Source organism: Flavimarina sp. Hel_I_48 (assembly GCF_000733945.1).
In the GTDB taxonomy this organism is placed as follows: Bacteria; Bacteroidota; Bacteroidia; order Flavobacteriales; family Flavobacteriaceae; genus Leeuwenhoekiella.
This window is the reverse complement of the sequence record NZ_JPOL01000002.1, coordinates 1,739,543-1,764,945: the sequence shown is the minus strand read 5'-3', so window position 1 is coordinate 1,764,945 and position 25,403 is coordinate 1,739,543. Positions and strand designations below refer to the sequence as shown.

Here is a 25,403-nt window from a genome sequence, read left to right as displayed (position 1 = left end):
AAAGGAACACATATGTTTAAACATTTAAAAAATGATATTCCGGCGGCTATCGTAGTATTTTTTGTGGCGCTACCGCTTTGTTTAGGTATTGCCCTCGCGAGTGGCGCACCACTTTTTTCCGGATTGATTTCTGGTATTGTAGGCGGTATAATAGTTGGTGCCCTTAGCGGCTCTAACCTGGGTGTAAGTGGACCTGCTGCGGGGCTTTCTGCCATCGTGCTTGCAGCAATCACAACGCTGGGCGGTTATGAAAACCTCTTGCTTGCCGTAGTTCTGGGTGGCGGTATACAGATTTTGTTCGGAGTGCTCAGAGCCGGGGTTATTGGCTATTATTTTCCTTCTTCTGTCATTAAAGGAATGCTTACGGGTATTGGGATTATAATAATCTTAAAACAGATACCTCATTTCTTTGGATACGATGCCGACCCGGAAGGGGACTGGGGATTTTTTCAGAGAGATGGGGAAAATACATTTTCTGAACTAGGTAATATTGTAGGCAATATAAGTATAGGAGCAACACTGATTGCCTGTATAGGTATGGCAATACTTGTGTTGTGGGATGCTGTTCTTTCTAAAAAAGGCAGGATTTTTAAACTGGTACAGGGACCTCTCGTTGCTGTTGCACTAGGAATTATCTATTATCTGGCAACACAGGGAACCGAGTGGGGTATTAGTGATGAACATTTGGTTTCCGTGCCCATTCCTGAAGATTTTAACTCCTTTATCAATCAGTTTACGCTGCCTAATTTTGCGATGATAGGACGCATGGATATCTGGGTAACTGCTTTTACAATAGCACTGGTTGCCAGTCTCGAGACACTTTTATGTGTTGAAGCTACAGATAAACTGGACCCACATAAAAATACCACACCCACAAATAGGGAGCTTTTTGCCCAGGGCACGGGAAATGTTATTTCAGGAATGATAGGTGGTTTGCCGGTCACACAAGTAATTGTGAGGAGCTCAGCCAACATACAATCTGGCGGGGCGACAAAAATGTCTGCGATCCTTCATGGTTTCTTATTGCTTATTTCGGTTATCGTTGTTCCAAATATCCTCAATCTAATTCCACTTTCCGTACTTGCTGCGGTGCTGTTTTTAGTGGGTTATAAATTGGCAAAGCCAAAACTCTTCATCCAGATGTACACTCTGGGCTGGAAACAGTTCGTGCCGTTTATAGTCACGATTTTGGGAATCGTTTTTGGAGATTTGCTTATCGGGATAAGTCTGGGTCTTGCCATTGGTATTTTTGTAATTCTTGTCAAGAGTTATCAAAACTCGCATTTTCTTCATATTGATAAAAAGGGGGAAAATGACAAGGAGGTTAAAATGACCCTTGCCGAAGAGGTTACCTTTATAAACAAAGGCGCAATATTGAAAGAACTTAACAATTTAGATGCGGGAACACATTTGTATATTGATACCCGCAAGACAAAATATCTTGACAATGATATTATTGAAATTCTAGATGACTTCAGAGTTAAAGCGCACGATAAAAATATTGCGGTTACGGTAGTTTCCGAAAGGGGAAACATAGAAAATCCCGAAAGTTATTTTGAGTTCTTTGAGCGGGAAAAATTACTGTAATAATCTAATAATCTGTTTTAAACACCATTATTTTAGCTTTATTTGATATAAATCTAACTGACTTTGCCAGGTCAGAACAAACAATTTAATAGCTAGTTTTCCGACAAAGATTTCAATTAGGATTTCCAAATTTGGGAAACTATCTAATTTTCATATTTTTTACGCTATACTTTCCAAATAAAAAACCCTTCTCAATAGTAGATTGAGGAGGGTTTTAATTATTTGAATAAATTTGTCTTACTATTCTACAGTAACCGCTTTCGCAAGGTTTCTGGGTTGATCTACATTTTTGCCTAACAAGACGGCAATATGATAAGAAAGTAGCTGTAAAGGGATTGTTGTAAGCAAAGGGGACATGCTGTCCATTGTTTCTGGAACTTCGATTACATAATCTGCAAGATCTTTTACCTGTTCGTCACCCTCGGTCACAACGGCGATAATTTTACCTTTACGCGATTTTATCTCCTGTATATTGCTAATGATCTTTTCATAATGTCCCTTTCGGGTGGCAATTACGAGAACGGGCATTTGCTCATCAATGAGGGCGATGGGACCGTGCTTCATTTCTGCAGCTGGATATCCTTCTGCATGTATATAAGAGATCTCTTTTAGTTTAAGTGCACCTTCTAATGCCACCGGGAAATTGAATCCCCTTCCCAGATAAAGGAAGTTAGGCGCGTCTTTGAACTTATCTGCAACTTTTTCAATGTGATCATTGTATTTAAGCGCTTTTTCTACTTTTTCAGGAATGCGATCCAGCTCCTGAAGGTGCATATGAAAATCTGATTTGGAAATTTTACCCTTTTCATACGCCATTTTAAGCGCAATAAGCGTTAAAACAGTAATCTGGGTCGTAAATGCTTTTGTGGAAGCAACACCTATTTCTGGACCAGCATGGGTGTAAGCACCAGCATCAGCTTCGCGTGAAATAGAAGACCCTACCACATTACAGACACCAAAAACAAATGCCCCGTTTTCTTTGGCCAGTTTCATTGCCGCCATCGTATCTGCGGTTTCCCCACTTTGAGAAATTGCAATAACAACATCGTCTTTTTCTAAAACGGGATTACGGTACCTAAATTCTGAAGCATATTCCACTTCTACCGGCAGACGCACGAGCTCTTCAAAAATATATTCAGCTACAAGACCGGCGTGCCATGAAGTTCCACACGCAACAATAACGATACGTTTTGCATTTAGGAACTTATTCATGTGCTCATCCATTCCGGCCATTTTGATCATGCCTTCCTTTTCTAACATTCTACCTCTAAAGGTATCTTTAATGGCCTGTGGCTGTTCAAAGATTTCCTTGAGCATAAAGTGCTCATAACCGCCTTTTTCAATTTGCTCTAAATTAAGCTGTAGTTCCTGAATGTAAGGAGCTACAAGACTATCATCTTTAATTTTAAGGATTTTGAGAGGTTTGTGCGTACGCACTACAGCCATCTCTCCATCTTCTAAATAAATTGCATTTGAAGTATATTCAATAAATGGAGAAGCATCTGAAGCGATAAAGTACTCATCTTCACCTACACCAATAGCAAGAGGGCTACCTAAACGTGCAACTATGATTTCTTTAGGTTTTTTACGGCTAAAAACAGCTATCGCATAAGCACCTACAGTTTGGTTAAGCGCAATCTGAACGGCTTTACCAAGTTTAACGTCTTCGTTTTTCTGTACATCCTCTATTAGGTTAACCAAAACCTCTGTATCTGTATCAGATTTAAAAGTATACCCTCTATTCTTAAGTTCTTTTTTAATGGACTCGTAGTTTTCGATAATCCCATTGTGGATAATTACCAGATCACCGGAGTTAGAATAATGAGGATGCGAATTCACATCATTGGGAACACCATGTGTAGCCCATCTCGTGTGGCCTATGCCTAACTTTCCTTCTGTGGAAATATCCGTTTTTGCCTTTTCCTTCAGATCAGATACCTTTCCTTTTGTTTTACAAAGATGAATTTCATTGTCATTGTAAAGAGCAACGCCGGCACTATCGTATCCACGATATTCCAGACGTTGTAAACCTTTTATAATAATGGGATAAGCATCCCTTTTTCCGATATAACCTACAATTCCGCACATAATTTATTATTGATTAGGGGTTTCTATAAAATATAATTTAAGAGATAATCTCTTACTTGCATCTGTACTTGCATTACCATATAAAATGATGCCTTCTTGTGATAAGATAGAAGTTATTGGCAAACGCTTGGGTACCAGGGTTGCGCCTGTATTCTGGATTGCTCCAGTTGCAACGCCCAAATTTAATAAATTTTGGGCTACCACGACACCTAGTTTTGTGCTAGGTGATTCGTTTTCAGGATTAAGCAGGTTTTTAATATGATCTGTTATTCTAATGGTATATCGAACTCCATTACCATCAGCATCTGTTTCCAAAGGGCTCAAATGACTTGTTCCAACTCCTAAAATAGCTCCTGTTTGTGTATTTCTTTGAGCATCGTTCACATAATCTTCCAGAGGTTGATTTGTTTCTAGATCGTAGATATAGATACGTAATGGTGCATTTTTTGCAGAACCGCCCAACTGATTTATTTTTTGTTGATCCACATAAAAAGTAAGGTTTGCCTCCCTGATGAGCTTTTGAGATCCGGCACGCAATTCCTCTAATCTTTCTGGTATCCCATCGCCATCAGCATCTTCGCCAAAAAGGTCTATAACTGCCATACTTCCCTGACCACCTTTCAAAAATAAGTTTTCGTCACCTGCAATAGGATCAGCATTTGTAACTTGACTTATAATTTCAGGTTTAAAATTGTTATCATAGCCCACTACTCCTATCGCACCCGAAGATGGGCTAAGGGAAAGTGTTATACTTGACTGTACCCGCGATTCACCACTACCGTCTGCGGTGTATGAAATTTGAATCTGTGACCCAGAACGGTCAAATAGAAAATAGGAACCATCATCGTTAATAGGTTCTGCTTCTAAATAAAGTCCCCTAAAATAGTTTTTAAAACTATTCTGGTTAAAAAGCACATCCTTTCCAGCCTGGTCTAGAATTGCCGATTTAAAGTAAGCAATTTCTTCGGCATTAAGTTCATAGCGCAATGCTGGTTGCGATCTATTTACAGTTGCCGTTGTATCTGCAGCGGTAGAATCAGGGACAATTGTCGTAACAATTTCTTCTTTAGAGGGTTTTACATTATTTATAGAAAAGAGAAGATCCCCGCGTATTCCCGTGAATTGCTTGAGTTGGTTGCTATAATAAATAGCTGATTCTGAAATATCCTGTGGGTCATTATCGCTTAGAAAATAGTTGGATCTATAAGCTCTAATGTTCATTGCAGCATTGCCGTAAACGGAATCCAGGCGATACTCTGTCCCACCAGCTTCTGTTGCTCCTACGGCAGTACTATAATATGGGATGCTTACCACTATATTATCTATTTCAGCATTCTCACCCACCGTGGGATTTGCAGGGCTAATCGCTAATTGAGATAGAGTTGAAGCTATGGTATTACCATAAACAGGATCTTTATAAATGCCCAGGGCACCAGAACTCAATCCACTGGTCTGAACGCCTGCATCGTTAAAGAAGGATTGGTTATAAGAGATAACTGGAAGTTTAAGACTATCCCCTTTATAACTTACATTATCTACAAGGTTGCTTCCTATTTCCAGGTAATCATCTTGACAGCTATATATAAAAATACTTATAAATGCCAGAAAAACGGCTTTGTAATATGTGGTTTTCAACAATTTCAACATGTTTTTAAGCTAATACCTTTTTTGTGTAGAATTCCTCATAAGCCTGAGCGAATTCTTCTTTCCTTTTATAGGGAAGCACCGGTATTTTTGTGGTGTTCAAATAATTTATCAACTCTTCTGGAGTATCCTGAGAGCCTATTATGGCAGCATCTGCATGGTCTATTGCCACTTTCATCAGATTTTCATATGTGGGTTTTTTAAGCTCATCGATTTCCTTTTTATCAATACCATCAAACGCGATCTTATCGATAAGTTCCTCATTTAACGTACCATTGAAACCAGAATTGTATACAGACATGACAATTTTGCTTTCTTTAAAGAGCGGTTCGCTCGCATAATATTTTTTCAAATAGAGCGGCAACAAAGAAGCCAGCCAGCCATGTACGTGAATAATATCTGGCGCCCAATTTAATTTTTTTACGGTTTCGACCACACCTTTTGCAAAGAATATGGCGCGTTCATCGTTATCTTTAAACAAATTTCCATCTTCGTCAGTAAAAGTTGCTTTCCGCTTAAAGTATTCTTCATTATCTATAAAATAGACCTGTATACGTTCTTTAGGGATTGACGCCACTTTGATGATTAGGGGCATGTCAAAATCATTAATGACAAGATTCATCCCAGATAACCTGATAACTTCATGAAGTTGATGCCTGCGTTCATTAATATTACCATAACGGGGCATAAAAATCCTGATCTGCCCGCCCTTACTGTTTACCATTTGAGGTGCATCAAAAGACATTGATGCAATTTCAGTTTCTGGTAAATAGGGTATAACTTCAGATGATACGTATAATATCCTCTTATCTTTCATAGATTGTTTATTTATGGCAAGAGTGTCAGCCTTTACCTAAAAGTTGATTGTTTGATCCGTTCTATAAAAGCCTATTGGCATTTTAACAAAACCACTCTTCATATTATTATTAAGGCTAAAAAACATGCAAAATTACTAAATTTTATGCAGATTGCCAGTAATATAGTAAGTTTGCGCCCTGTTAAATTTAAGCGATGAAAGGTTATTTTAAAAGACTCGAGATTTCAAGGGCCGTTGCAAACCTCCGCAAATCTGGTAAGATCGTAGGCTTTGTACCTACTATGGGTGCCTTGCACGCTGGGCATATCAGCCTTATTGACTTTGCTTTTTCGCATCAGTGCGACACAGTTGTCGTAAGTATTTTTGTGAATCCTACCCAGTTTAATAATAAGGAAGATCTGGAGCATTACCCCAGAACCCTGGAAAAAGATCTTGCTATCCTTAAGCCTTACGGCGAAAAAGTTATTGTTTTCACCCCAGAACCAGAAGAAGTTTACGGCGAAGAGGTGAAAAGCAAAGTCTACGATTTTGAAGGTCTTGATAAAGTGATGGAAGGTGCTTTCCGTCCCGGTCATTTTGAAGGTGTAGGCACCGTTTTGAGTCATTTGTTCGAAATTGTCAAACCAGATAAAGCCTTTTTTGGTGAGAAAGACTTTCAGCAGTTGCAGATAATCAAAAAGTTGGTAGCGATAGAACAAATCCCGGTAGAAATCATAGGTGCTCCCATTAACAGAAATGAGGACGGTCTCGCCCAGAGTTCCCGTAATGTTCGTCTGACTCCAGAACATACAGAAGCGGCACCTTTTATTTATAAAATCTTAAAGCAGGTACGGGAAGATTTTAATGAAAAGTCAATCGACCAACTAAAACAGTGGGTTGAAGAAGCCTTCGCTGCGCATGAGCTTTTGAAACTGGAATATTTTGAAATAGCAGATCAAAACACCTTAAAACCCGCAAAAAACGGATCAAAATCGGGGGATTTTAGAGCTTTTATAGCTGTTTTTGCAGGAGATATACGCTTGATCGACACCCTTTCCCTTACTTAAAAACCGTAACTTTGCACTTATGTTAGTCAACGTAGTAAAATCAAAAATACACCGGGTAAAGGTCACTGGGGCAGAACTGCACTATATAGGCAGCATTACCATAGATGAAGATCTTATGGAAGCTGCAAACATCATTGAGGGCGAGCGCGTACAGATCGTGAACATCACAAATGGTGAACGTCTGGAAACCTATGCCATCCCCGGTCCACGCAACAGTGGGGAAATTACACTGAACGGTGCTGCCGCACGTAAAGTAGCAAAAGGCGACATGCTTATCTTAATCGTTTATGCTTTTATGGAAGTAGAAGAAGCAAAACAATTCAAACCTACGCTCGTTTTCCCAGATGAACACACCAACCTTCTGAAATAGGGTGTCCCGTAAAGCGTTCATAAAAGTACTAAAAACCATTATTCCCCTTGGCCTGGGTCTTTTTTTGATCTGGTATTCGCTGGCTTCGGCCACGCCGGAACAAAGGGCAACGCTTTGGGAAAATATAGTAAATGTTGAACCAGGCTGGATAATATTGTCCTTAATCCTGGGGATTCTCAGTCATCTTTCACGTGCCTACCGCTGGCAATTTATGCTTGAACCGTTAGGATTTCATCCTACTTTTGCAAATCGTTTTATGGCGGTTATGGTTGCCTATTTGGCAAATCTGGGCATTCCCAGATCAGGCGAAGTGTTGCGGGGGGCGACACTTACAACCTATGAGAAAGTCCCTTTTGAAAAAGCCTTTGGTACTATAATTTCAGAACGTATCGCAGATCTTATCATGCTCCTGCTGGTGGTCGCGCTTGCGCTTCTTTTTCAAAGTGATGATCTATTGGGATATTTGGAATCTAAAAATATCAACCCTTTGATAACCGTTGGGGTATTGGCTATTCTGCTTTTGCTCTTATTCGGTTTTTTTAAAGTACTACAAACGTCAAAAAACACGTTTATCGTAAAAGTGCGAACATTTGTGAGCGGACTCCTGGAAGGAATGAAAAGCATCCTGAAGATGAAGCACAAAGCGGCCTTTATTTTCCACACTGTTTTTATCTGGGTAATGTATGTTTTGATGTTTTGGGTGATTAAATTTACCGTTCCAGAACTGGAAAACGCCAGTATAGGTGTTATTTTGGCCGCTTTTGTGGTAGGTTCTTTCAGTATTTCCGCCACAAATGGCGGTATAGGTGTGTATCCCGTTGCCATTGGCGCGCTGTTGATGGTTTTTGATATCAGTAAGGCCTCTGGTGAAGCTTTCGGCTGGATTCTTTGGGGAGCGCAAACTTTATTGGTTATCGTGCTTGGGGCTCTTTCTTTTATCCTGCTTCCCATTTATAATAATAGAAGAGCTAAAAAATAAAACTTTCAATCCGTTATTTTGAATTAAATTTTAACCTCTGAATATTTCTGATGAGAATCTGAAACAATTTCAAGTTGACCGAATCGGTTTACCTTCCCTTTTGGGTGGGGAGGAGTGAAGACTAATTTTCAATTGAATTATGGCAAAGACAAAAACAACCTATTTCTGTCAAAATTGTGGTGCGCAATATTCTAAATGGCAAGGACAATGCACGGCGTGCAAAGAGTGGAATACCATTGCGGAAGAAGTAATTCAGAAAGAAGAAAAGAGCAACTGGAAACAATCTGCAGCAGCGTCTACAAAACGCGTAGCCAAACCGCAGAAAATCAACGAAATTTCCACGATTGCCGAAGCCCGAATGAATACAAACAACGGCGAACTCAACCGGGTTTTGGGCGGCGGACTGGTGCCGGGATCTCTCACGCTGTTGGGCGGCGAACCGGGCATAGGGAAAAGTACTCTCATGCTGCAAATCGCCCTCACGCTGCCCTATAAAACGCTCTACGTTTCTGGGGAAGAAAGCGCGCAGCAGATAAAAATGCGGGCACAACGAATCAACCCCAATGCCGAAAATTGCCTTATCCTTACGGAAACCAAAACCCAGAATATCTTTAAACAGATCGAAGCGACCGAGCCTAATATCGTCGTAATCGATTCTATACAAACCTTGCATTCTGATTATATAGAGAGCAGCGCCGGTAGTATTTCCCAGATACGGGAAACCACCAGCGAACTCATAAAATTTGCAAAGGAAACCTCCACGCCGGTCATCCTTATAGGACATATTACAAAAGATGGAACCATAGCTGGCCCCAAGATTTTAGAGCACATGGTAGATACCGTTTTGCAATTTGAAGGCGACCGCAACCATGTCTACCGGATTTTACGAGCGCATAAAAACAGGTTTGGTTCCACGCATGAGTTGGGCATTTATGAAATGCAGGGCAGCGGTTTGCGTGAAGTTTCCAATCCTTCAGAGATATTGATCTCCAAAAATGATGAAGAACTCAGCGGGACTGCCATCGCGGCAACGCTGGAAGGTATGCGTCCGCTAATGATAGAAATCCAGGCGCTGGTAAGTACCGCCGTTTATGGCACGCCACAACGTAGTGCGACGGGTTATAACGCGAAACGCCTTAATATGCTACTGGCCGTGCTTGAAAAGCGTGCGGGTTTTCGCTTGGGAGCCAAAGATGTTTTTTTAAACATAACCGGCGGTATATCTGTTGATGATCCTGCGATTGACCTCGCTGTGGTCGCTGCGATACTTTCCAGTAACGAAGATATGGCCATCCCAAAGACTATCTGCTTTGCTGCAGAAGTAGGACTTGCTGGAGAAATTCGGCCTGTCCCCCGTGTGGAGCAGCGCATTCTGGAAGCAGAAAAGCTGGGTTTTGAACATATTATGATCTCCAAATACTGCAAAGTACCCAAGCAGAATTATGCTATTAAAATCATTCGGGTTGCAAAGATGAACGATGTTGTGGAATGGGTTATGGCGTAATTCAAAATAAAAAAAAACCTCTCTGGTTTTGATCAGAGAGGGTTTTTTTAAATAATTCGTATTGAAATTATCCTTCGGAAACAGCGCCCATATATTCTCGGTTCATCCGGGCAATATTTTCAAGGGAAATTCCTTTGGGACATTCTATTTCGCAGGCTCCGGTATTGGTACAGTTACCAAAACCTTCAAGATCCATTTGATATACCATGTTTTTAACACGCTCAGCGGCTTCTACTTCACCTTGCGGCAATAATGCAAACTGAGATACTTTTGCAGAGGTAAAAAGCATGGCACTTGCATTTTTACAGGCTGCCACGCAGGCGCCACAACCTATACAAGTTGCTGCATAGAAGGATTCATCTGCTTTTTCTTTCTCAATAGGTGTTGCATTAGCATCAACGGTATTCCCTGAGGTATTTACCGAAATATAACCACCCGCCTGTTGAATACGGTCAAAAGCTGAACGATCTACAATAAGATCTTTGATCACTGGAAATGCTTTTGCCCTAAAAGGCTCAATCACGATCGTATCACCATCCTTAAACTTGCGCATGTGCAACTGGCAGGTGGTTACCATGCGGTCTGGACCGTGAGGCTCACCATTGATTTGCAAATCACAGCTTCCACAGATGCCTTCCCTACAATCGTGGTCAAATTCTACGGGAATTTCTCCCTTATTGATCAATTCTTCGTTGAGAACGTCAAGCATTTCAAGAAACGACATGTCCCCGTCAATACCATCAATGGGATACGTTTTCATGCCTCCTTTTGCTTTGGGGCCATCCTGACGCCATATTTCTAATGTGAGTTTCATAGCTTGTTTTATTTTTTCATCCAGTATAATCTGCAACCGGACTTATATTCTTTTCATTTCGCCAATTTTGGTCTTGTTAAGTAGTTATATATGCTACCTATAAGATCCAAAATCATCAGCAAATTAATTACTTATAACTTCTTGTTTTCACCTCGATGTTCTCAAAGGTGAGCTCTTCTTTGTGCAACTGTGAATTACGTGGGTCAACATTATACTCCCATGCAGATACAAAAGAGAAGTTCTCATCATCACGCAAGGCCTCGCCTTCTTCGGTTTGATATTCTTCCCTAAAGTGACCACCGCAAGATTCATTACGCGTCAACGCGTCTTTTGCAAAAAGTTCTCCCAGTTCTAGGAAATCAGCTACGCGGCCTGCTTTTTCAAGTTCGGCATTTTTTGAGTCGGCGGTTCCTGGTACACGTACATTTTTCCAGAAATCCTTCCTCAATGCGGAAATTTCATCCATCGCTTCCTGTAGTTCCGTGGCATTACGGCTCATACCGCATTTGTTCCACATGATCTTACCCAATATTTTATGGTAATGATCTACGGAATGCTTTCCGCTGCCATTCATCAATTTATCGATACGGGCGCGGACATCTTTTTCGGTCTGGTCAAATTCAGGCGAATCAGTAGGTATGGTTCCCGTACGAATGTCATGAGAAAGATAATCGCCTATGGTGTAGGGAAGCACAAAATAACCATCTGCTAATCCCTGCATGAGTGCAGAGGCACCTAAGCGGTTTGCACCGTGGTCTGAGAAATTTGCTTCACCGGCTGCATAACAACCGGGGATGGTGGTCTGCAGGTTATAATCTACCCAAAGCCCTCCCATGGTATAATGTACCGCAGGATAAATCATCATTGGGGTTTTATATGGATTTTGATCTACGATTTTCTCATACATCTGGAAGAGGTTACCATATTTGGCTTCCACTTCAGCTTCTCCAAGAGCCCTTATCTCCGCATCGGTAGCATCGTCCATACCAGAACTAAAGGCTTTTTCTTTTCCGTAGCGCATGAAAGCGCTGTCAAAATCAAGATAAACAGCTTCACCCGTTTTATTTACTCCATAACCGGCATCGCATCGCTCTTTAGCAGCCCTTGAGGCCACATCCCGAGGGACCAGGTTACCAAAAGCAGGATAACGACGCTCCAGGTAATAGTCACGGTCTTCTTCTTTAATTTCGGTGGGTTTAAGCTTTCCAGAACGAACCGCTTCTGCATCTTCTTTCTTCTTGGGAACCCAAATGCGGCCATCGTTCCGAAGGGATTCAGACATCAATGTTAATTTAGACTGATGTTCACCGGAAACCGGAATACAGGTAGGGTGAATCTGCGTATAGCATGGATTTGCAAAATAAGCTCCACGGCGGTGTGTACGCCAGGCGGCCATTACATTACTTCCCATTGCGTTGGTGGAAAGAAAAAACACGTTACCATATCCACCGGAAGCGATAACCACGGCGTGAGCAGAATGTCTTTCTATCTCACCGCTTACAAGATCCCGTGCGATAATACCACGCGCCTTTCCGTCTACAAGCACAAGGTCTAGCATTTCGTGACGGTTAAACGATTGGATTTTACCACGGTTGATCTGGCGGTTCATTGCAGAATAGGCACCAAGTAACAATTGCTGGCCAGTCTGACCTTTAGCGTAGAACGTACGGGAAACAAGCACACCGCCAAAGGAGCGGTTATCAAGCAAGCCACCATATTCACGGGCAAAAGGAACTCCCTGTGCCACGCACTGATCTATAATATTTGAAGAAACTTCCGCCAGGCGGTAAACGTTTTCTTCACGTGAACGGTAATCGCCACCTTTTACGGTATCGTAAAACAAGCGGTAGTTTGAATCCCCGTCCCCCTGGTAATTTTTTGCAGCGTTTATCCCTCCCTGTGCAGCGATAGAGTGCGCACGGCGTGGTGAATCCTGATAGCAAAATGTTTTTACGTTATAGCCCAGTTCGGCGAGTGTAGCCGCGGCACTGCCACCGGCAAGACCGGTACCCACAACAATAATATCAATATTACGCTTGTTGGCCGGGTTTACCAGGTTAATGTCATTTTTATGTTGTGTCCACTTATCTTTAAGTGGCCCTTCGGGCATAGGTGATTTTAGTATGGACATAATTTAATTTTGAAAGTGAAGGTAAATGGCTATGAATACAAATCCCGCAGGGATTGCTACGGCATAAACCAACGTAGCTGTTCTTAGGCCTTTCGAGTATTTATTGTTGAAGCCTACCGATTGAAAAGTAGATGAAAAACCATGCCATAGGTGCATGGCCAGCAATACAAATGCAAGGCAATAAAGCCCTGTGCGTACCGGACTTGCAAATTTTGCAACCAGCTCAGGGTAATAACGTTCTGCTTCATTGTTGGGTTGCCCTTCTATATATTTGTGTATAATTTCGGGAATCCAGAAATCATAAAAGTGAAGTCCAAGAAAAGCAAGAATTACCAATCCTGAAATAAGCATGTTACGCGATACCCAGGTAGAGTTTTTATTTCCCTTAAAGCTTACATATTTTACGCCCCTCGCATTGCGGTTTCTATATTCAAGTATAAAACCCATTATAAAGTGAAAAACAACCGCAAATATTAGAATGGGTTGCAGTACAGCTTGTACAAGTACGTTAGTACCCATAAAATGTGACCAGGAATTAAAAGTTTCCGGACTGAATGTTGATGTCACGTTAATTGTGAAATGCTGGGTCAGAAAAACGATAAGGAACAAGGCTGAAAGCGCCATTGAGAACTTTCTGGCTACAGAAGAGGAAATGATTCCCATTTAAATAAGTGTTTTTAATTTATGGATACAAAAATACGGCTCAGAAGCCTGTTTTACAAACTTTACCGCCCCTTTTGGAATGGGTATAAATAAGGAACAGGATTGTTTAAGCCCATACGCGCAATCGCTTGCGGAATAGGCTTATTTCTAAACAAAACCACTAAAAATAGAATGCGCTAAAGAGACCTCTTTGCGTATGCTTCTAAGATAGAGCTAAACGTATTGGATTAAAAACTAGTCTTCTGTTTCAGGATCAGGTGCAGAATAGCGATTTGTGGTGGAATTTTCTTTGATGATCAGCTTGGTTTTAGAGAATTTCCCATTGATGGAAATCGTAAGGTTATAGTTGCCCGCTGGCAAATAATATTTAGTATCGTCCGCTTTTGTGATTTCCAGCTCTTTTTTGCCGTTTTCAAGGGTTTTTTTGCCATTCTCGGGGATAGAAAGATCATAATTGATGTAATTATAGCCTGTTACCGCCGCAACTCTCCATTGCTTGATTTCCTTGTCATTTGCAGATCGAAGGGTAATCGTGGCCTCTCCTTTTTCTGGGGATAGAAATACCAATTCCGTCTTTGGAATATTCGGTTTTCCCCAGGTGCGCTTGCTTCCCCATCGCGAAGAAAATTGCACTTCCTTAGGCTCGAAAAACTGTAGGGAACTTAGGTTTGTTGTAGCCTGAAAGGGTTCTATATCTGCAAGGTAAATACTTCGGCCATGGGTTGCAACGAGCAGGTCTTTTTCCTCCTGCTGAACAGCCAGGTCATGTACGGCCACTGGTGGCAGGTTTTTACTGAACAGTTCCCAGGTTACGCCAGCATCCATGGAGATATAGGCACCGTTATCTGTACCCAGATAAAGGATGTTTTCTTTTGCAGGATCTTCAATAATAACATTTACTGGTGATAACGGTAATCCTTCTGCAATGGGCTCCCAGTTTTTTCCGTAGTCATCACTTTTAAAAACATAGGGCGTAAAATCATCCCATCGGTACCCGTTTAACGTGGCATAAACACGTTCTTTTTTATGCTGGGAAGCAACTACGCTGCTTACCCAGAGATCTACGGGAAGATCTTTAGATAAGATATCCCAATTGACACCACCGTCCTGAGTGATCTGTATGATTCCGTCATCGCTACCGGTATAAATAAGTCCGAATTGAAACGGCGATTCGCTTATGTTTGAAAGCGTGCCGTAAGCAACATTGCCTTCTTTTGCACCGTGGGTCAGGTCTTCTGAAATGGCTTCCCAGGTTGCGCCCTGATCAAAGGAACGCAGGAGTTTATTGGCACCCAGATATAAAATATCCTGATTGTGAGGGGAAAGTAATATAGGCGTTTCCCAGTTGAAGCGGTAAGGTGACTCGCCCAATTGATGCTTGGGCTGAATATAGGTTTGTGTATCTTTCTCGCGATCCAGCCGGAAATAATTACCAAACTGAAAACCGGTGTAAACAATATCGGGATTTCGGGAATCTATCTGTACCTGCATACCGTCACCACCCATAATGCTTTTCCAGGGGTATTCACCGTCAGACTCCCAGCCTTTGTCATTAGTCGCGGTATGATCGCCCACCCAGACACCATTATCCTGAAGGCCGCCATAAACTTTGTAGGGTTTCTGGTTGTCTACCGCGATATCATAAAATTGTCCCAGCGCTTCCGCATTGTTTTTGCTCCAGGTCGCGCCATCGTCATAGGTGATATTCACACCGCCATCGTTGCCATTGATAAGGTGGCCGGGCAGGTTAGGATCTATCCAAAGGGTGTGGTGGTCAGAATGTACATTCTCCGCATCAATGGATTTCCAGGTTTTTCCTGCGTCTGCAGACTTGATAATGGGTACACCTCCTATGTAAATCTTGTTTTTGTTAGAAGGGTCAACACGAATCCATGCAAAATAATAACCATAACTGTAAAACACGTCTTCTATAAAATCCTCGTTCATTTTTTTCCAGCTGATGCCGCCGTTGTCACTGCGGTAAACCTCAGCGCCTATTACCGGCGTATCAAAAAGCGCATTGTTTGCATCCTCCAGGTACTTCGCAAGATCTGTAGGTTTGATCGTGCCTGATTTGACCATGTTTTTGACAGATTTACTGTCATATTTGTCCTCAAAATTATTATCCCGTAGAAAGGCATCCAGGGTTTTATCATCCAGATCCATAAAGGCATCCATGGTAATATCTTCAAAATTGGCCCTATTTAAGCCCTCTTTTTTAGTGTTTTTTGTCGGTTTACGGTGATTTTGATTGTCAAGTACAGCATAAATGGTATTGGAATCATAGGCAGCAAGGCCAATGCGGCCCACGCCCTCTCCATTTGGAAAATCACTGTTTTCGGTAGAAATCAAATCCCAGGTCGTACCGCTATCGGAACTTTTATAAATCCCAGAATATTTACCACTACCATCAAAATCCCATGCTTTTCGATCTTTTTGCCATGCTGTGGCAAATAAAATACGAGGATTGTCCTTTGCGCGCACCAGATCTATAATTCCAGTCTGGTCCCCCACAAAAAGGGTTTTTTCCCAGGTTTCCCCGCCATCTGTGGTTTTATAAATTCCACGTTCACGATTGGGTGAATACAAATGGCCGGTAACCGCAACGGTCACCTCACTGGTATTTGTGGGATTGATGCTGATAGGGCCAAAATGATGTGCATCGGTAAGGCCTTTATTTACCCAGGTTTTACCGCCATCAGTAGATTTTAAAATACCAATGCCCGCGTAAGATGATCGCGAGGCATTATTCTCGCCAGTACCTACCCAAATGGTTTTTGACGACCAGTCAACCGCGATCGTCCCCACATTTTGCGTCGCCGCATTGTCCAGAATGGGAGTGAAGGTGGTTCCATTATTTTTAGTATGCCAAACCCCTCCAGAAGCATAACCAACATAAAATTCAGCCGAATTTTTTGGGTTGACGGCAAGGTCTACCACACGGCCGCTCATGATGCTGGGGCCTATATTTTTAAACGGAACATTTTGTACAAGGGAAGCAGCGGCTTTGTTTTGAAGATTTGTAACTGCTTCTTGCAGTGTTTCTCCCGCAGTGGCCGGTTGCTGCGCTTTCACGGAAGGAAAACTGCACAGTGCGAGTAGAAGTAAGGATGCTTTGAATTTCATGTACGAGTGGATTAGCTGCTAAAAACGTACAAATTAAAGATAAATTACCTGTTTTTGGCATTCGATGAGCAAAATGCCTGTATTTTTCTTTTTGCCTTAATTGCTGGATTTTAAGTGCAGGTATCAGCATTATCTAACATTAAAAGGCCATTAATATTCAAAAGCAAAAGAGGAAAAATTCTGGTTAAACATAAAAATAGCGTTTAAAATCGCCTAGAAAAGGACATAAAAAAAGCCCGAAATAGTCAATATTTCAGGCTTTTTGAATAGTTATTTTCAGGTAATCTTACCAGATTCTAACCCGCTCTTCCTGCGGTACAAACATAGAATCGCCTTTCTTGATATTGAACGCTTCGTAAAAAGCATCAACATTTTGTAATGGCACGTAGGCGCGGTACATTCCTGGAGAATGTGGATCTGTCTTGATACGCGTGCGCAAGGCATCATCACGCATTTTTGTACGCCATATCGTTGCCCAGGAGATAAAAAAGCGCTGTTCTGGTGTAAAACCATCTATATTATCTGGTTTTCCATTTTCGGTATAAAACTTTTGCAACCCATCATAAGATGCAAGAACACCTCCTAAATCACCTATATTTTCCCCTAAGGTAAACTTACCGTTTATATAAAGACTGTCTGCCACTTCAATGTCGCTGTACTGTTGTGCCAAGGCATCCCCCCTAGCGGTGAAATTCTCCAGGTCTTTATCACTCCACCAGTTTTTAAGGTTGCCATCACCATCAAAACGTGCTCCACTATCATCAAAGGCGTGCGAAATCTCATGTCCTATCACTGCACCAATGCCACCATAATTCACGGCTTCATCAGCCTGATAATTGTAAAATGGAGGCTGCAATATTGCGGCTGGAAAAACGATCTCGTTGAATGATGGATTAAAATATGCATTTACGGTTTGCGGCGACATGCCCCATTTAGATTTGTCTACCGGCTCACCATAATCACTTAAATTATCTTCCCTGTTCCATTTGCTTACCGCAATCATGTTTTCAAAGAAGCTCTTATCTGCATCCACATCAAGCGATGCATAATTTTCCCATTTATCTGGATAGCCAATTTTTACGGTGAATTTATTAAGTTTTTCGATCGCTTTTACTTTAGTGGAATCAGTCATCCACTCCAGGTTTTCGATGCGGTCTTTAAAGGCATCTTTAATATTGGCGATCATTTTTTCTGCTTTTCCCTTAGCTTCCGCAGGAAATTTTTCATCCACATACAATTTACCCACAGCTTCACCCACGGCGTTATCTACAGTCGCCAATGCACGTTCATCTGCAGGTTTTTGTTTTTGAACACCATTAAGCGTTTTTTCATAAAAATCCCAGTTGGCCGTTTCAAGTTCTGTGGTCAAATAGCTCGCTGCATTGTTAAATGTAGACCAGCGGGTAAGGGTTTTTAAATCTTCAATAGAAGTGTTTTTAAGTATCTTTTGCAACTCCTTCATGTAGGCAGGTTCAGTCACAATGAGCGTGTCAACATTTTTTGTTATTCCCAGGTCACTGATGTAGGACTTCCAGTTGATGGCAGGAACCATTTTCTGAAGTTCATCAACGCTACGCGGATTGTTAAAATTACGCGTATCGCGGCGCTGTACTTTGTCCAGGCGTGGTTTTGCCAGTTGGGTTTCAAGTTCCAATATAAGATTAGCCTGTTTTTTTGCGCTGGCTTCATCATCGCCCAAGTATTGCAGCATGCGGGTAATATGGTCAACATATTGTCCCCGTATTTCTTTAGACTTGCTGTCCTGATCCAGATAATAATCACGGTTGGGCAGTCCCAGGCCACCGGTTCCTATATAGCCAGCATTCATAGTACTGTTGCTGAGGTTTGAAAATACGCTAAAACCATAAAAAGGTGCCTGAAGCGCCATATTATTGGCTAAAACCAACTGTAAATCCTCTAAATTTTGAACCTGGGCAAGTTCATCAAGTGCGGGCTGTAGCGGTTTTGTACCGGCTTCGTTACGTGCGACAGTATCTAACTGGGATTCAAAAATATTTAACGCCTTTGCCTGATCTGTCCCGGCAGCATACGTATTGTTTTGCTGCGCGCTATCTAAAATGGCTAGCACATCGTCACGGGTTTCTTTACGTAAAATGCTAAAACCACCCCAGGTGGATTCTTCGGCAGGGATTTCGGTGGTTTTCATCCAGTTTCCGTTTACATAGTCGTAAAAATCGGTTTTGGGATTGATGGTGGTATCCATATGTTTAACCTGAATACCGGGCACTTCCGCTACAGATTTGTCCTTATCTGACTCGTTTTTACATGAAGTGAGACCTGCGACCGCGGTCGCCATGATCAAACACGTATTTTTTAGTATTTTCATTTTTCGCATTTGCATTTGTTGTATTAGTATTTATAAAATCGAAAGCTTAATCTTTTAGCTTCACTATCAAATCCTTATCGTGTTCTTCTTTAAGCGTAGTTAGGGCTTCTACCTGCTCATTAGGTACGGTAATGGAGAGTACATAATGTTTGATTTTCCACGTGTTATCCATTTTGATGACTACACCAGATCCACGGCAGATTCCCATTTGTGTATCTAAAAGTTCATCAAACCAGGCAATATTCTGATTTTCGGAAGAATAGATATTCCGCTCCAGCGCCGTAAATGACCAGGCCTTGCCACGATCAAAATACGGCCTGGCAAAAGCTTTAAATTCCATATTCTGCCAATTTTCATCTGCATCTGTACCTATAAATATGGCGTCTTTTGCCATTAGGTCAAAATAAGCGTCATAATCTGCACGCGCTGCGGCGTCATGCCATGCATCCAGCATTTTTGCGATGTCCTGATCTGTACTGGTTTTTTCCTGAGCGTTACAAAAACAACACAAAAAGAGGAAAAAAACCGCTAAAAAAGGTCGGAAATTGGTCATAAAAAGTCGGTTTTTACTAATTTAATTGGTGTTTTGAAGTGCTTTTTGTTTGCGTGCGTCATCCCGGATTTTTTTACTTTCCGCTTTGAAATCTTTTAAAAAATCATCCACGCTGGTTCCATATTCCAGATTCAACTGCGTGACAAGGTTTTGATAAGCACCATAAAATTCTGTCGCCTCTTTACTGATTAGCACAGTGTCAACTATCCTTTTACTTACTTCCTGCTTTAAAAGACTTGCTTTTGTTACCAGTAAGGTCATCCTGGCATTGATGGCGCGGTTTGAGACACTGTCAAGAAGGGCAAGCCGTAACTCTTTGGTAGCGTTTATCCACTCTTCAGCTTCTATTTTTACACTTCCTATACTTTCTCCCTGAAGTCCCTGTAAGGCGGTCTCAAGTGTAGAAAATCCTGGTATTTGCTGAACTCTCTTTTCAATAGAACCATTTAAGCCTACATCCATTCTCAAGCTATCTGCAATTTTTATTTTTAAAGAGTCCGTTTCTTTAGTAGGATCTTTGACCATTTTTACCTCTTCCTGGCAGCCATACAGAAGTATGCAGCATAAAAGGAGATTGCAATATTTGAAAAGGGAAGACATAATTTTTGATTATAAAAGATCAAAAATAAGGATTTATCAGCTATGATTTCGTTTTAATAGGATCGCGATATTCATCAGTAGATTACATTTTGTGAAGCATTCTTAATAGATGGTGGTGTGCAGTAGCGAAATTGTTCAGTGGGTTTGAACCAGACATCTGTTAAGGCACTGGTTGAGTTTGCCAAATGCGATCATGATGCTATCTACATGACGTTCTACAATACGTTGGTTAAGTTCATCTTCTCCAACTTCCTGGTAAAAAGAAACGATCTGATTATCAACGATTTTCAGGCTTTTTTGAACCGAAGCTGTTCTTAAGGACTGGGGAATATGACGCCCCATGGCTTTGATATTGTTCAATAAAGGTTCTCTAAAAGAAGTTGCATTGAGGGAGTTTGTGCTATAAATAAGTTTGAGGTTATTTTCCAGATCCCTATAGGCATCCCAGTGGCGTACCGCCCTTTCAGAAATTTCCCCCAGCCTTGTAACCGTAGGATTGAGCATCAATTTATTATCTGAATTTACGTTTTGTCCACAGGACGTAAAAATCAATACAACCATCACCATACAAACTATTTTCATAAGCCAAAAAATTATCGCCTAAACTTAGAGCGAATCTTGATTAAAAGGCAAATAAACAGCCTAAATCTCTCCCAAAGTTTGTCGGATTTTTAACACAACCATGTGCTACTGCCAATTTTAACAATACTTGCTGTTAAAGTGATAACGTCAAAATCAAAAGTGATAGCGCAATTTAGAATCACGATACGGCAGGAAAGGCTTATCCTTATAAAAACAATATCTTTGTACAAAAATTTGCAGTTCATGAATGGAAGGATTTTAATCATAGGTGCCTGTGGTCAAATAGGCACCGAACTTACAGTAGCATTGAGGGAACGTTTTGGTGCAGAACGCGTAATTGCAAGCGATATACGCAATGGGAACGAAGCTTTGATGGCTTCTGGCCCCTTTGAAATCGCAGATGCAATGGATTATAGGGCTATAGAAGATATAATTTACCGTCACAAGGTAGATACTGTGTATCTTATGGCGGCCATGTTAAGTGCCGTTGCAGAACGTTTTCCAAAAAAAGCTTGGGACCTCAACATGAATTCCCTCTTCAACATCTTAAATCTTGCCAAAGAAGGTAAAATTGAAAAAGTGTTCTGGCCTTCAAGTATTGCGGTTTTTGGCCCCAGTACCCCAAAACAGGATACCCCACAACAAACCATAATGGAGCCCACCACCGTTTACGGTATTTCAAAGCAAACCGGAGAACGCTGGTGCGAATATTACCATAAGAAATACGGTGTAGATGTACGCAGCGTACGCTATCCTGGCCTAATTAGCTATACAACAGAACCTGGAGGGGGAACTACAGATTATGCCGTTGATATTTACCACCGTGCATTAAAGCACAAACATTATCGCTGTTTTTTAAAGGCAGATACCGTATTGCCCATGATGTATATGGAAGATGCCATACGCGCCACCATTAGCATAATGGATGCTGATGATGTTGATGTAAAAATACGATCTTCCTATAATCTCGCTGCGATCAGCTTTGATCCTGAAGCCTCGGCGGCGAGCATACGCAAGCATATGCCTGATTTTGATATAAGCTATGCTCCTGATTTTAGACAGGAAATCGCAGATAGCTGGCCGCAGAGCATTGATGATTCCCAAGCCAGGAAGGACTGGGGATGGAAACATAATTTTGACCTCAATGAAATAACGAGTGTCATGCTTAAAAACTTAAAACCGCAATATGGCTGAAGATAGAGAATTTACGCCCCGCGAACTAGATCGTATCATAGAAATGGCCTGGGAAGATCGCACGACTTTTGATTCGATAGAATTTCAGTTCGGACTAAAAGAACAGGAAGTTATTGAATTGATGCGCAGGGAAATGAAACCCTCAAGTTTTAGGATGTGGCGCGAGCGCGTGCAGGGAAGGGATACTAAACATGCTGCTAAACGTAATTTTGATGAAGGAACATTCAAAAGTTCCAGACAGAAGCATATTACCCAGAATAAAATTTCAAAACGCTAATATTTAGCAAATCACAATATGCAAAAAAGCCGTTGCAGAGCAACGGCTTTTTTATTGAAATTTTTTTTAAAAGTCCTAGTTAGAACTTACCATACGTTCACCCTGAATTTTCCAGGTACTTACAGAAGCGATTTTAGAATTGCTGTAATCCACTTCTTTCAAGATATTATCACCCTGCCAGAAAAACCATTTACCGGTTTTTTCACCATTATCATAATGTGCTTCAGCAGTTTTGCGACCTTCCAGATCAAAGCTCATCCATTTTCCTTGTAATTTGCCCTGTTCTGTGTAAAACCCCTTTTGGCTTACTTCGCCATTAGCGTGGTATAAAGTAGCTTTGATAAGATTACCATCTTTCACATAATCCCCGCTAATTTTTTCTTGCGCATTGGCAAGAAACATAGTTCCCACCAAAGCCATGATTGTAAGTATATTTTTCATCTTTTCTATTTTTATTAATCTTTACCTTACAAATATAGTAATTATTTAAACATAAGGAAACATTAACGTAACATTTAGATAACATTAAAGATATTACATACTGATAACGAGTGGGTTGATTTAATATTTATCGGTAAAAAGTTCAATAATGGCGATGGTTACGCTACAAAACTCCTATGAAATTTGTATTTTTCAATCCAGTAATAACCTTTGCATAACATTGGTACGCTAAATAAATCCCAAATTTGCCCACTCATTTAAAAAGGTTTAATGGATAATATTTATGTTATTATGCTTGTCGCCCTGGCAATCCTTGCTGTGGCAGATCTTGTTGTGGGTGTAAGCAACGATGCAGTAAACTTTTTAAATTCGGCAATAGGTTCTAAGGCGGTTCCTTTTAAGACCATTATGGCCGTAGCCAGTATAGGGATTGCCTTTGGTGCGCTTTCTTCCAGCGGAATGATGGAAGTGGCTCGTAAGGGTATTTTTGTGCCAGAACAATTCTACTTCAATGAGATCATGGTCATATTTATGGCGGTGATGATCACAGATATTTTATTACTGGACTTTTTCAATACACTAGGCCTTCCCACATCAACAACAGTTTCTATCGTATTTGAGTTGCTGGGCGCTGCAGTTTGCGTGACCATTATAAAACTTTCTGGAAACGACGATTCTTATCTACAAATAGGGGAATATATCAACTCTGATAAAGCCATAGAAATAATTGTGGGCATTCTCGTTTCGGTGGTTATCGCATTTTCCGTGGGTGCCCTGGTGCAATTTCTCACCCGTCTACTGCTTACCTTTAACTTTGATAACCAACCTGCGTGGGTTTCGGCTATATTTGGGGGACTTGCCACAGCAGCTATTAGTTATTTTATAATTGTAAAAGGATTGAGCAGTGCTACTTTTGTGGAAGGTGCATTCTTAGACTGGGCCAATGCCAATGTGTGGCAATATATCATGTTGAGTATTTTCTTTTGGTTCGCTATTTCTTATATCGTTACTAAGGTATTCAAGGTAAACGTTTATGTGATGGTGATTGTGATAGGTACGTTTGCACTTGCAATGGCCTTTGCCGGTAATGATCTTGTAAACTTTATAGGTGTTCCCATGGCCGCTTATCAATCCTATAATTTTTGGGTAGCTAGTGGTTTGCCGGCCTCAGAATTCTCGATGGGTGTACTCGCCGAAAAAGTCCCTACCCAGCCCTTATTGCTGCTTGGTGCAGGCGCGGTTATGATCCTCACCTTATGGTTTTCTAAAAAAGCAAGACGTGTAGTAAAAACTTCCGTAGATCTTTCCCGTCAGGATGAGGGCAACGAACGCTTTAAGCCTAACGCCGTATCCAGAGGTATGGTGCGTGGAGCGATCAATTTAAATTATGGACTCATGGCGATCCTGCCACGAAGCGTAAAAAAAACCATAGAAAGACGCTTTAATAAAAAGGAGCCCACCTCCAGGGTGGCGAGTTTAGATATGCCTGCTTTTGATCTCGTACGAGCAGCGGTGAACTTAATGATTGCAAGTGTACTTATATCTTCGGCTACTTCTTTAAAACTTCCATTATCGACTACGTATGTTACTTTCATGGTAGCGATGGGTACTTCTCTTGCAGATCGAGCATGGGGCAGCGATAGTGCAGTTTATAGGGTTGCTGGTGTACTTAATGTTATTGGTGGCTGGTTTATGACCGCGATCTCAGCATTCACCGCTGCTTCTATCATGGCGGTAGTACTATATTATGGAGGTGCGTTGGCATTATTCATCTTATTTGCTATGGCCGTTGCGATATTACTTCGTAATTACCTTAAACATAAAAAACGTTCTGAAGCAGAAGCCGAAGAAGGCAGGCTTATGCGGGCGGTGAGCAGCTCTATACAGGGCATTATCAATGAAAGCACTTCTAATGTTGCTTCTTCTTTTAAAAGGGGCAATAAGATTTATACAGGAACGATAGAAGGATTGGCAAAAGTTGATCTTTCTAAACTGAAAAAGAGCAGAAAGGGCATTACTAAACTCAATGCCGAAGTGGAAGAACTGCGCAACAGCCTCTATTACTTCATCAAAAACCTCGATGAAAGCCATGTGCAGGCGAGCCGCTTTTATATTGACGTTTTAGGTTATCTTCAAGATGTTACCCAGAGCATTGACTTTGTGACCAATGCCAGTTACAATCACTTGAACAACAATCACAAAGGCTTAAAATTCACGCAGCTAAAAGACCTTAAGGAAATTGAGCATAAGCTTGACAAGCTTTTCAAAAAAATCGAGGAAACTTTCAAGGCTAAGGATTTTGACGCTATCCCTGCGATAATTGAAGAAAAACAGGCACTTCTTGATGTGGTAAGTACAAAGATCGCAAAACAGATAGAGCGCACCAGAAATAGCGATAGCAGTCCTAAAAATACCCTGCTTTACTTCAATCTCCTTCAGGAAACCGAAGATCTTATCAAGGCGACCATGAACCTGCTTGAGCATTATTATATAGAGCATAAAAATCACCTATAGATTTTCACTCAAAATCTAAATGAGCAGCGCCCTTTATTTCAGCATTCAAAATTTTGAAACTGATGTAAAGGGCTTTTCTTTTTGTTTCAAATACTTTAAAATAGCGCTGTAAATGTTTGGGATACG

Annotated in this window: 20 protein-coding genes; 8 read left to right on the top strand and 12 right to left on the bottom strand. The window is 41.2% G+C overall.

Going from position 1 to position 25,403, the window contains the following annotated elements; translation table 11 throughout:
* Positions 1–12: 12 nt before the first annotated feature.
* Positions 13–1,587: a SulP family inorganic anion transporter gene (locus P162_RS07790; protein WP_031426724.1), complete on the top strand. Its 1,575-nt coding sequence runs from the start codon at positions 13–15 to the stop codon at positions 1,585–1,587.
* Between the two features lie 240 nt (positions 1,588–1,827).
* Here the strand turns inward: P162_RS07790 and glmS are convergent, their stop codons facing one another.
* From glmS to P162_RS07775, 3 genes are read right to left on the bottom strand one after another with little or no spacing between them, the layout of a single operon-like run.
* Positions 1,828–3,675, bottom strand: coding sequence for a glutamine--fructose-6-phosphate transaminase (isomerizing) (glmS, locus tag P162_RS07785; RefSeq protein WP_031426722.1), 1,848 nt, complete (start codon positions 3,673–3,675; stop codon positions 1,828–1,830).
* A gap of 6 nt (positions 3,676–3,681) precedes the next feature.
* The gene (locus P162_RS07780) at positions 3,682–5,310 is read right to left on the bottom strand and encodes a DUF4270 domain-containing protein (RefSeq protein ID WP_164076234.1); all 1,629 of its coding nucleotides are present in this window, start codon (positions 5,308–5,310) and stop codon (positions 3,682–3,684) included.
* Between the two features lie 16 nt (positions 5,311–5,326).
* On the bottom strand, positions 5,327–6,136 hold the full coding sequence (locus tag P162_RS07775) for a glycogen/starch synthase (protein WP_031426719.1): 810 nt from the start codon (positions 6,134–6,136) through the stop codon (positions 5,327–5,329).
* 194 nt (positions 6,137–6,330) lie between these two features.
* Between P162_RS07775 and panC the strand changes: the two genes are divergently transcribed.
* The 4 genes from panC to radA all read left to right on the top strand — a co-directional run bounded on the left by panC (position 6,331) and on the right by radA (position 10,035).
* Positions 6,331–7,182 (top strand): pantoate--beta-alanine ligase, encoded by an 852-nt coding sequence (gene panC / locus P162_RS07770; RefSeq protein WP_031426718.1) that lies wholly within the window; start codon positions 6,331–6,333, stop codon positions 7,180–7,182.
* A 19-nt stretch (positions 7,183–7,201) separates the two neighbouring features.
* On the top strand, positions 7,202–7,552 hold the full coding sequence (gene panD, locus P162_RS07765; protein WP_031426717.1) for an aspartate 1-decarboxylase: 351 nt from the start codon (positions 7,202–7,204) through the stop codon (positions 7,550–7,552).
* Between the two features lies 1 nt (position 7,553).
* Positions 7,554–8,531: a YbhN family protein gene (locus tag P162_RS07760; protein ID WP_031426716.1), complete on the top strand. Its 978-nt coding sequence runs from the start codon at positions 7,554–7,556 to the stop codon at positions 8,529–8,531.
* Between the two features lie 139 nt (positions 8,532–8,670).
* On the top strand, positions 8,671–10,035 hold the full coding sequence (gene radA / locus P162_RS07755; RefSeq protein ID WP_031426715.1) for a DNA repair protein RadA: 1,365 nt from the start codon (positions 8,671–8,673) through the stop codon (positions 10,033–10,035).
* A gap of 67 nt (positions 10,036–10,102) precedes the next feature.
* Here radA and P162_RS07750 read toward each other — a convergent pair whose 3' ends face one another.
* From P162_RS07750 to P162_RS07715, 8 genes are all read right to left on the bottom strand, one after another.
* Positions 10,103–10,849, bottom strand: coding sequence for a succinate dehydrogenase/fumarate reductase iron-sulfur subunit (locus P162_RS07750; RefSeq protein WP_031426714.1), 747 nt, complete (start codon positions 10,847–10,849; stop codon positions 10,103–10,105).
* A gap of 127 nt (positions 10,850–10,976) precedes the next feature.
* The gene (locus P162_RS07745) at positions 10,977–12,980 is read right to left on the bottom strand and encodes a fumarate reductase/succinate dehydrogenase flavoprotein subunit (RefSeq protein WP_031426713.1); all 2,004 of its coding nucleotides are present in this window, start codon (positions 12,978–12,980) and stop codon (positions 10,977–10,979) included.
* Positions 12,981–12,983: 3 nt separating this feature from the next.
* The gene (locus P162_RS07740; protein ID WP_031426712.1) at positions 12,984–13,643 is read right to left on the bottom strand and encodes a succinate dehydrogenase cytochrome b subunit; all 660 of its coding nucleotides are present in this window, start codon (positions 13,641–13,643) and stop codon (positions 12,984–12,986) included.
* A gap of 234 nt (positions 13,644–13,877) precedes the next feature.
* Complete coding sequence (locus P162_RS07735) at positions 13,878–16,769, bottom strand: WD40/YVTN/BNR-like repeat-containing protein (protein WP_051907824.1); 2,892 nt, start codon at positions 16,767–16,769, stop codon at positions 13,878–13,880.
* Positions 16,770–17,055: 286 nt separating this feature from the next.
* Positions 17,056–19,116, bottom strand: coding sequence for a M13 family metallopeptidase (locus P162_RS07730; protein ID WP_031426710.1), 2,061 nt, complete (start codon positions 19,114–19,116; stop codon positions 17,056–17,058).
* Positions 19,117–19,162: 46 nt separating this feature from the next.
* A complete protein-coding gene (locus tag P162_RS07725; RefSeq protein WP_051907823.1) occupies positions 19,163–19,669 on the bottom strand; it encodes a nuclear transport factor 2 family protein in 507 nt (168 codons plus the stop codon).
* A 21-nt stretch (positions 19,670–19,690) separates the two neighbouring features.
* Positions 19,691–20,269 (bottom strand): hypothetical protein, encoded by a 579-nt coding sequence (locus tag P162_RS07720; RefSeq protein WP_031426708.1) that lies wholly within the window; start codon positions 20,267–20,269, stop codon positions 19,691–19,693.
* Positions 20,270–20,404: 135 nt separating this feature from the next.
* On the bottom strand, positions 20,405–20,851 hold the full coding sequence (locus P162_RS07715; protein WP_164076233.1) for a hypothetical protein: 447 nt from the start codon (positions 20,849–20,851) through the stop codon (positions 20,405–20,407).
* Between the two features lie 243 nt (positions 20,852–21,094).
* On the opposite strand from P162_RS07715, the gene P162_RS07710 reads away from it, so the two are divergent.
* Together P162_RS07710 and P162_RS07705 are read left to right on the top strand one after the other, a co-directional pair.
* Positions 21,095–22,045, top strand: a complete 951-nt coding sequence (locus P162_RS07710; RefSeq protein ID WP_031426705.1) for an NAD-dependent epimerase/dehydratase family protein — start codon at positions 21,095–21,097, stop codon at positions 22,043–22,045.
* Positions 22,038–22,322 carry a TIGR03643 family protein gene (locus P162_RS07705; RefSeq protein ID WP_031426704.1) on the top strand — a complete coding sequence of 95 codons (285 nt, stop codon included), beginning with the start codon at positions 22,038–22,040 and terminating at the stop codon, positions 22,320–22,322. The genes P162_RS07710 and P162_RS07705 overlap by 8 nt, the downstream gene beginning before the upstream one ends.
* Before the next feature lie 75 nt (positions 22,323–22,397).
* On the opposite strand, the gene P162_RS07700 is transcribed toward P162_RS07705, so the two are convergent.
* Positions 22,398–22,763: a toxin-antitoxin system YwqK family antitoxin gene (locus tag P162_RS07700; RefSeq protein ID WP_031426703.1), complete on the bottom strand. Its 366-nt coding sequence runs from the start codon at positions 22,761–22,763 to the stop codon at positions 22,398–22,400.
* A 270-nt stretch (positions 22,764–23,033) separates the two neighbouring features.
* On the opposite strand from P162_RS07700, the gene P162_RS07695 reads away from it, so the two are divergent.
* Positions 23,034–25,277 carry an inorganic phosphate transporter gene (locus tag P162_RS07695; RefSeq protein WP_031426702.1) on the top strand — a complete coding sequence of 748 codons (2,244 nt, stop codon included), beginning with the start codon at positions 23,034–23,036 and terminating at the stop codon, positions 25,275–25,277.
* Positions 25,278–25,403 lie beyond the last annotated feature (126 nt).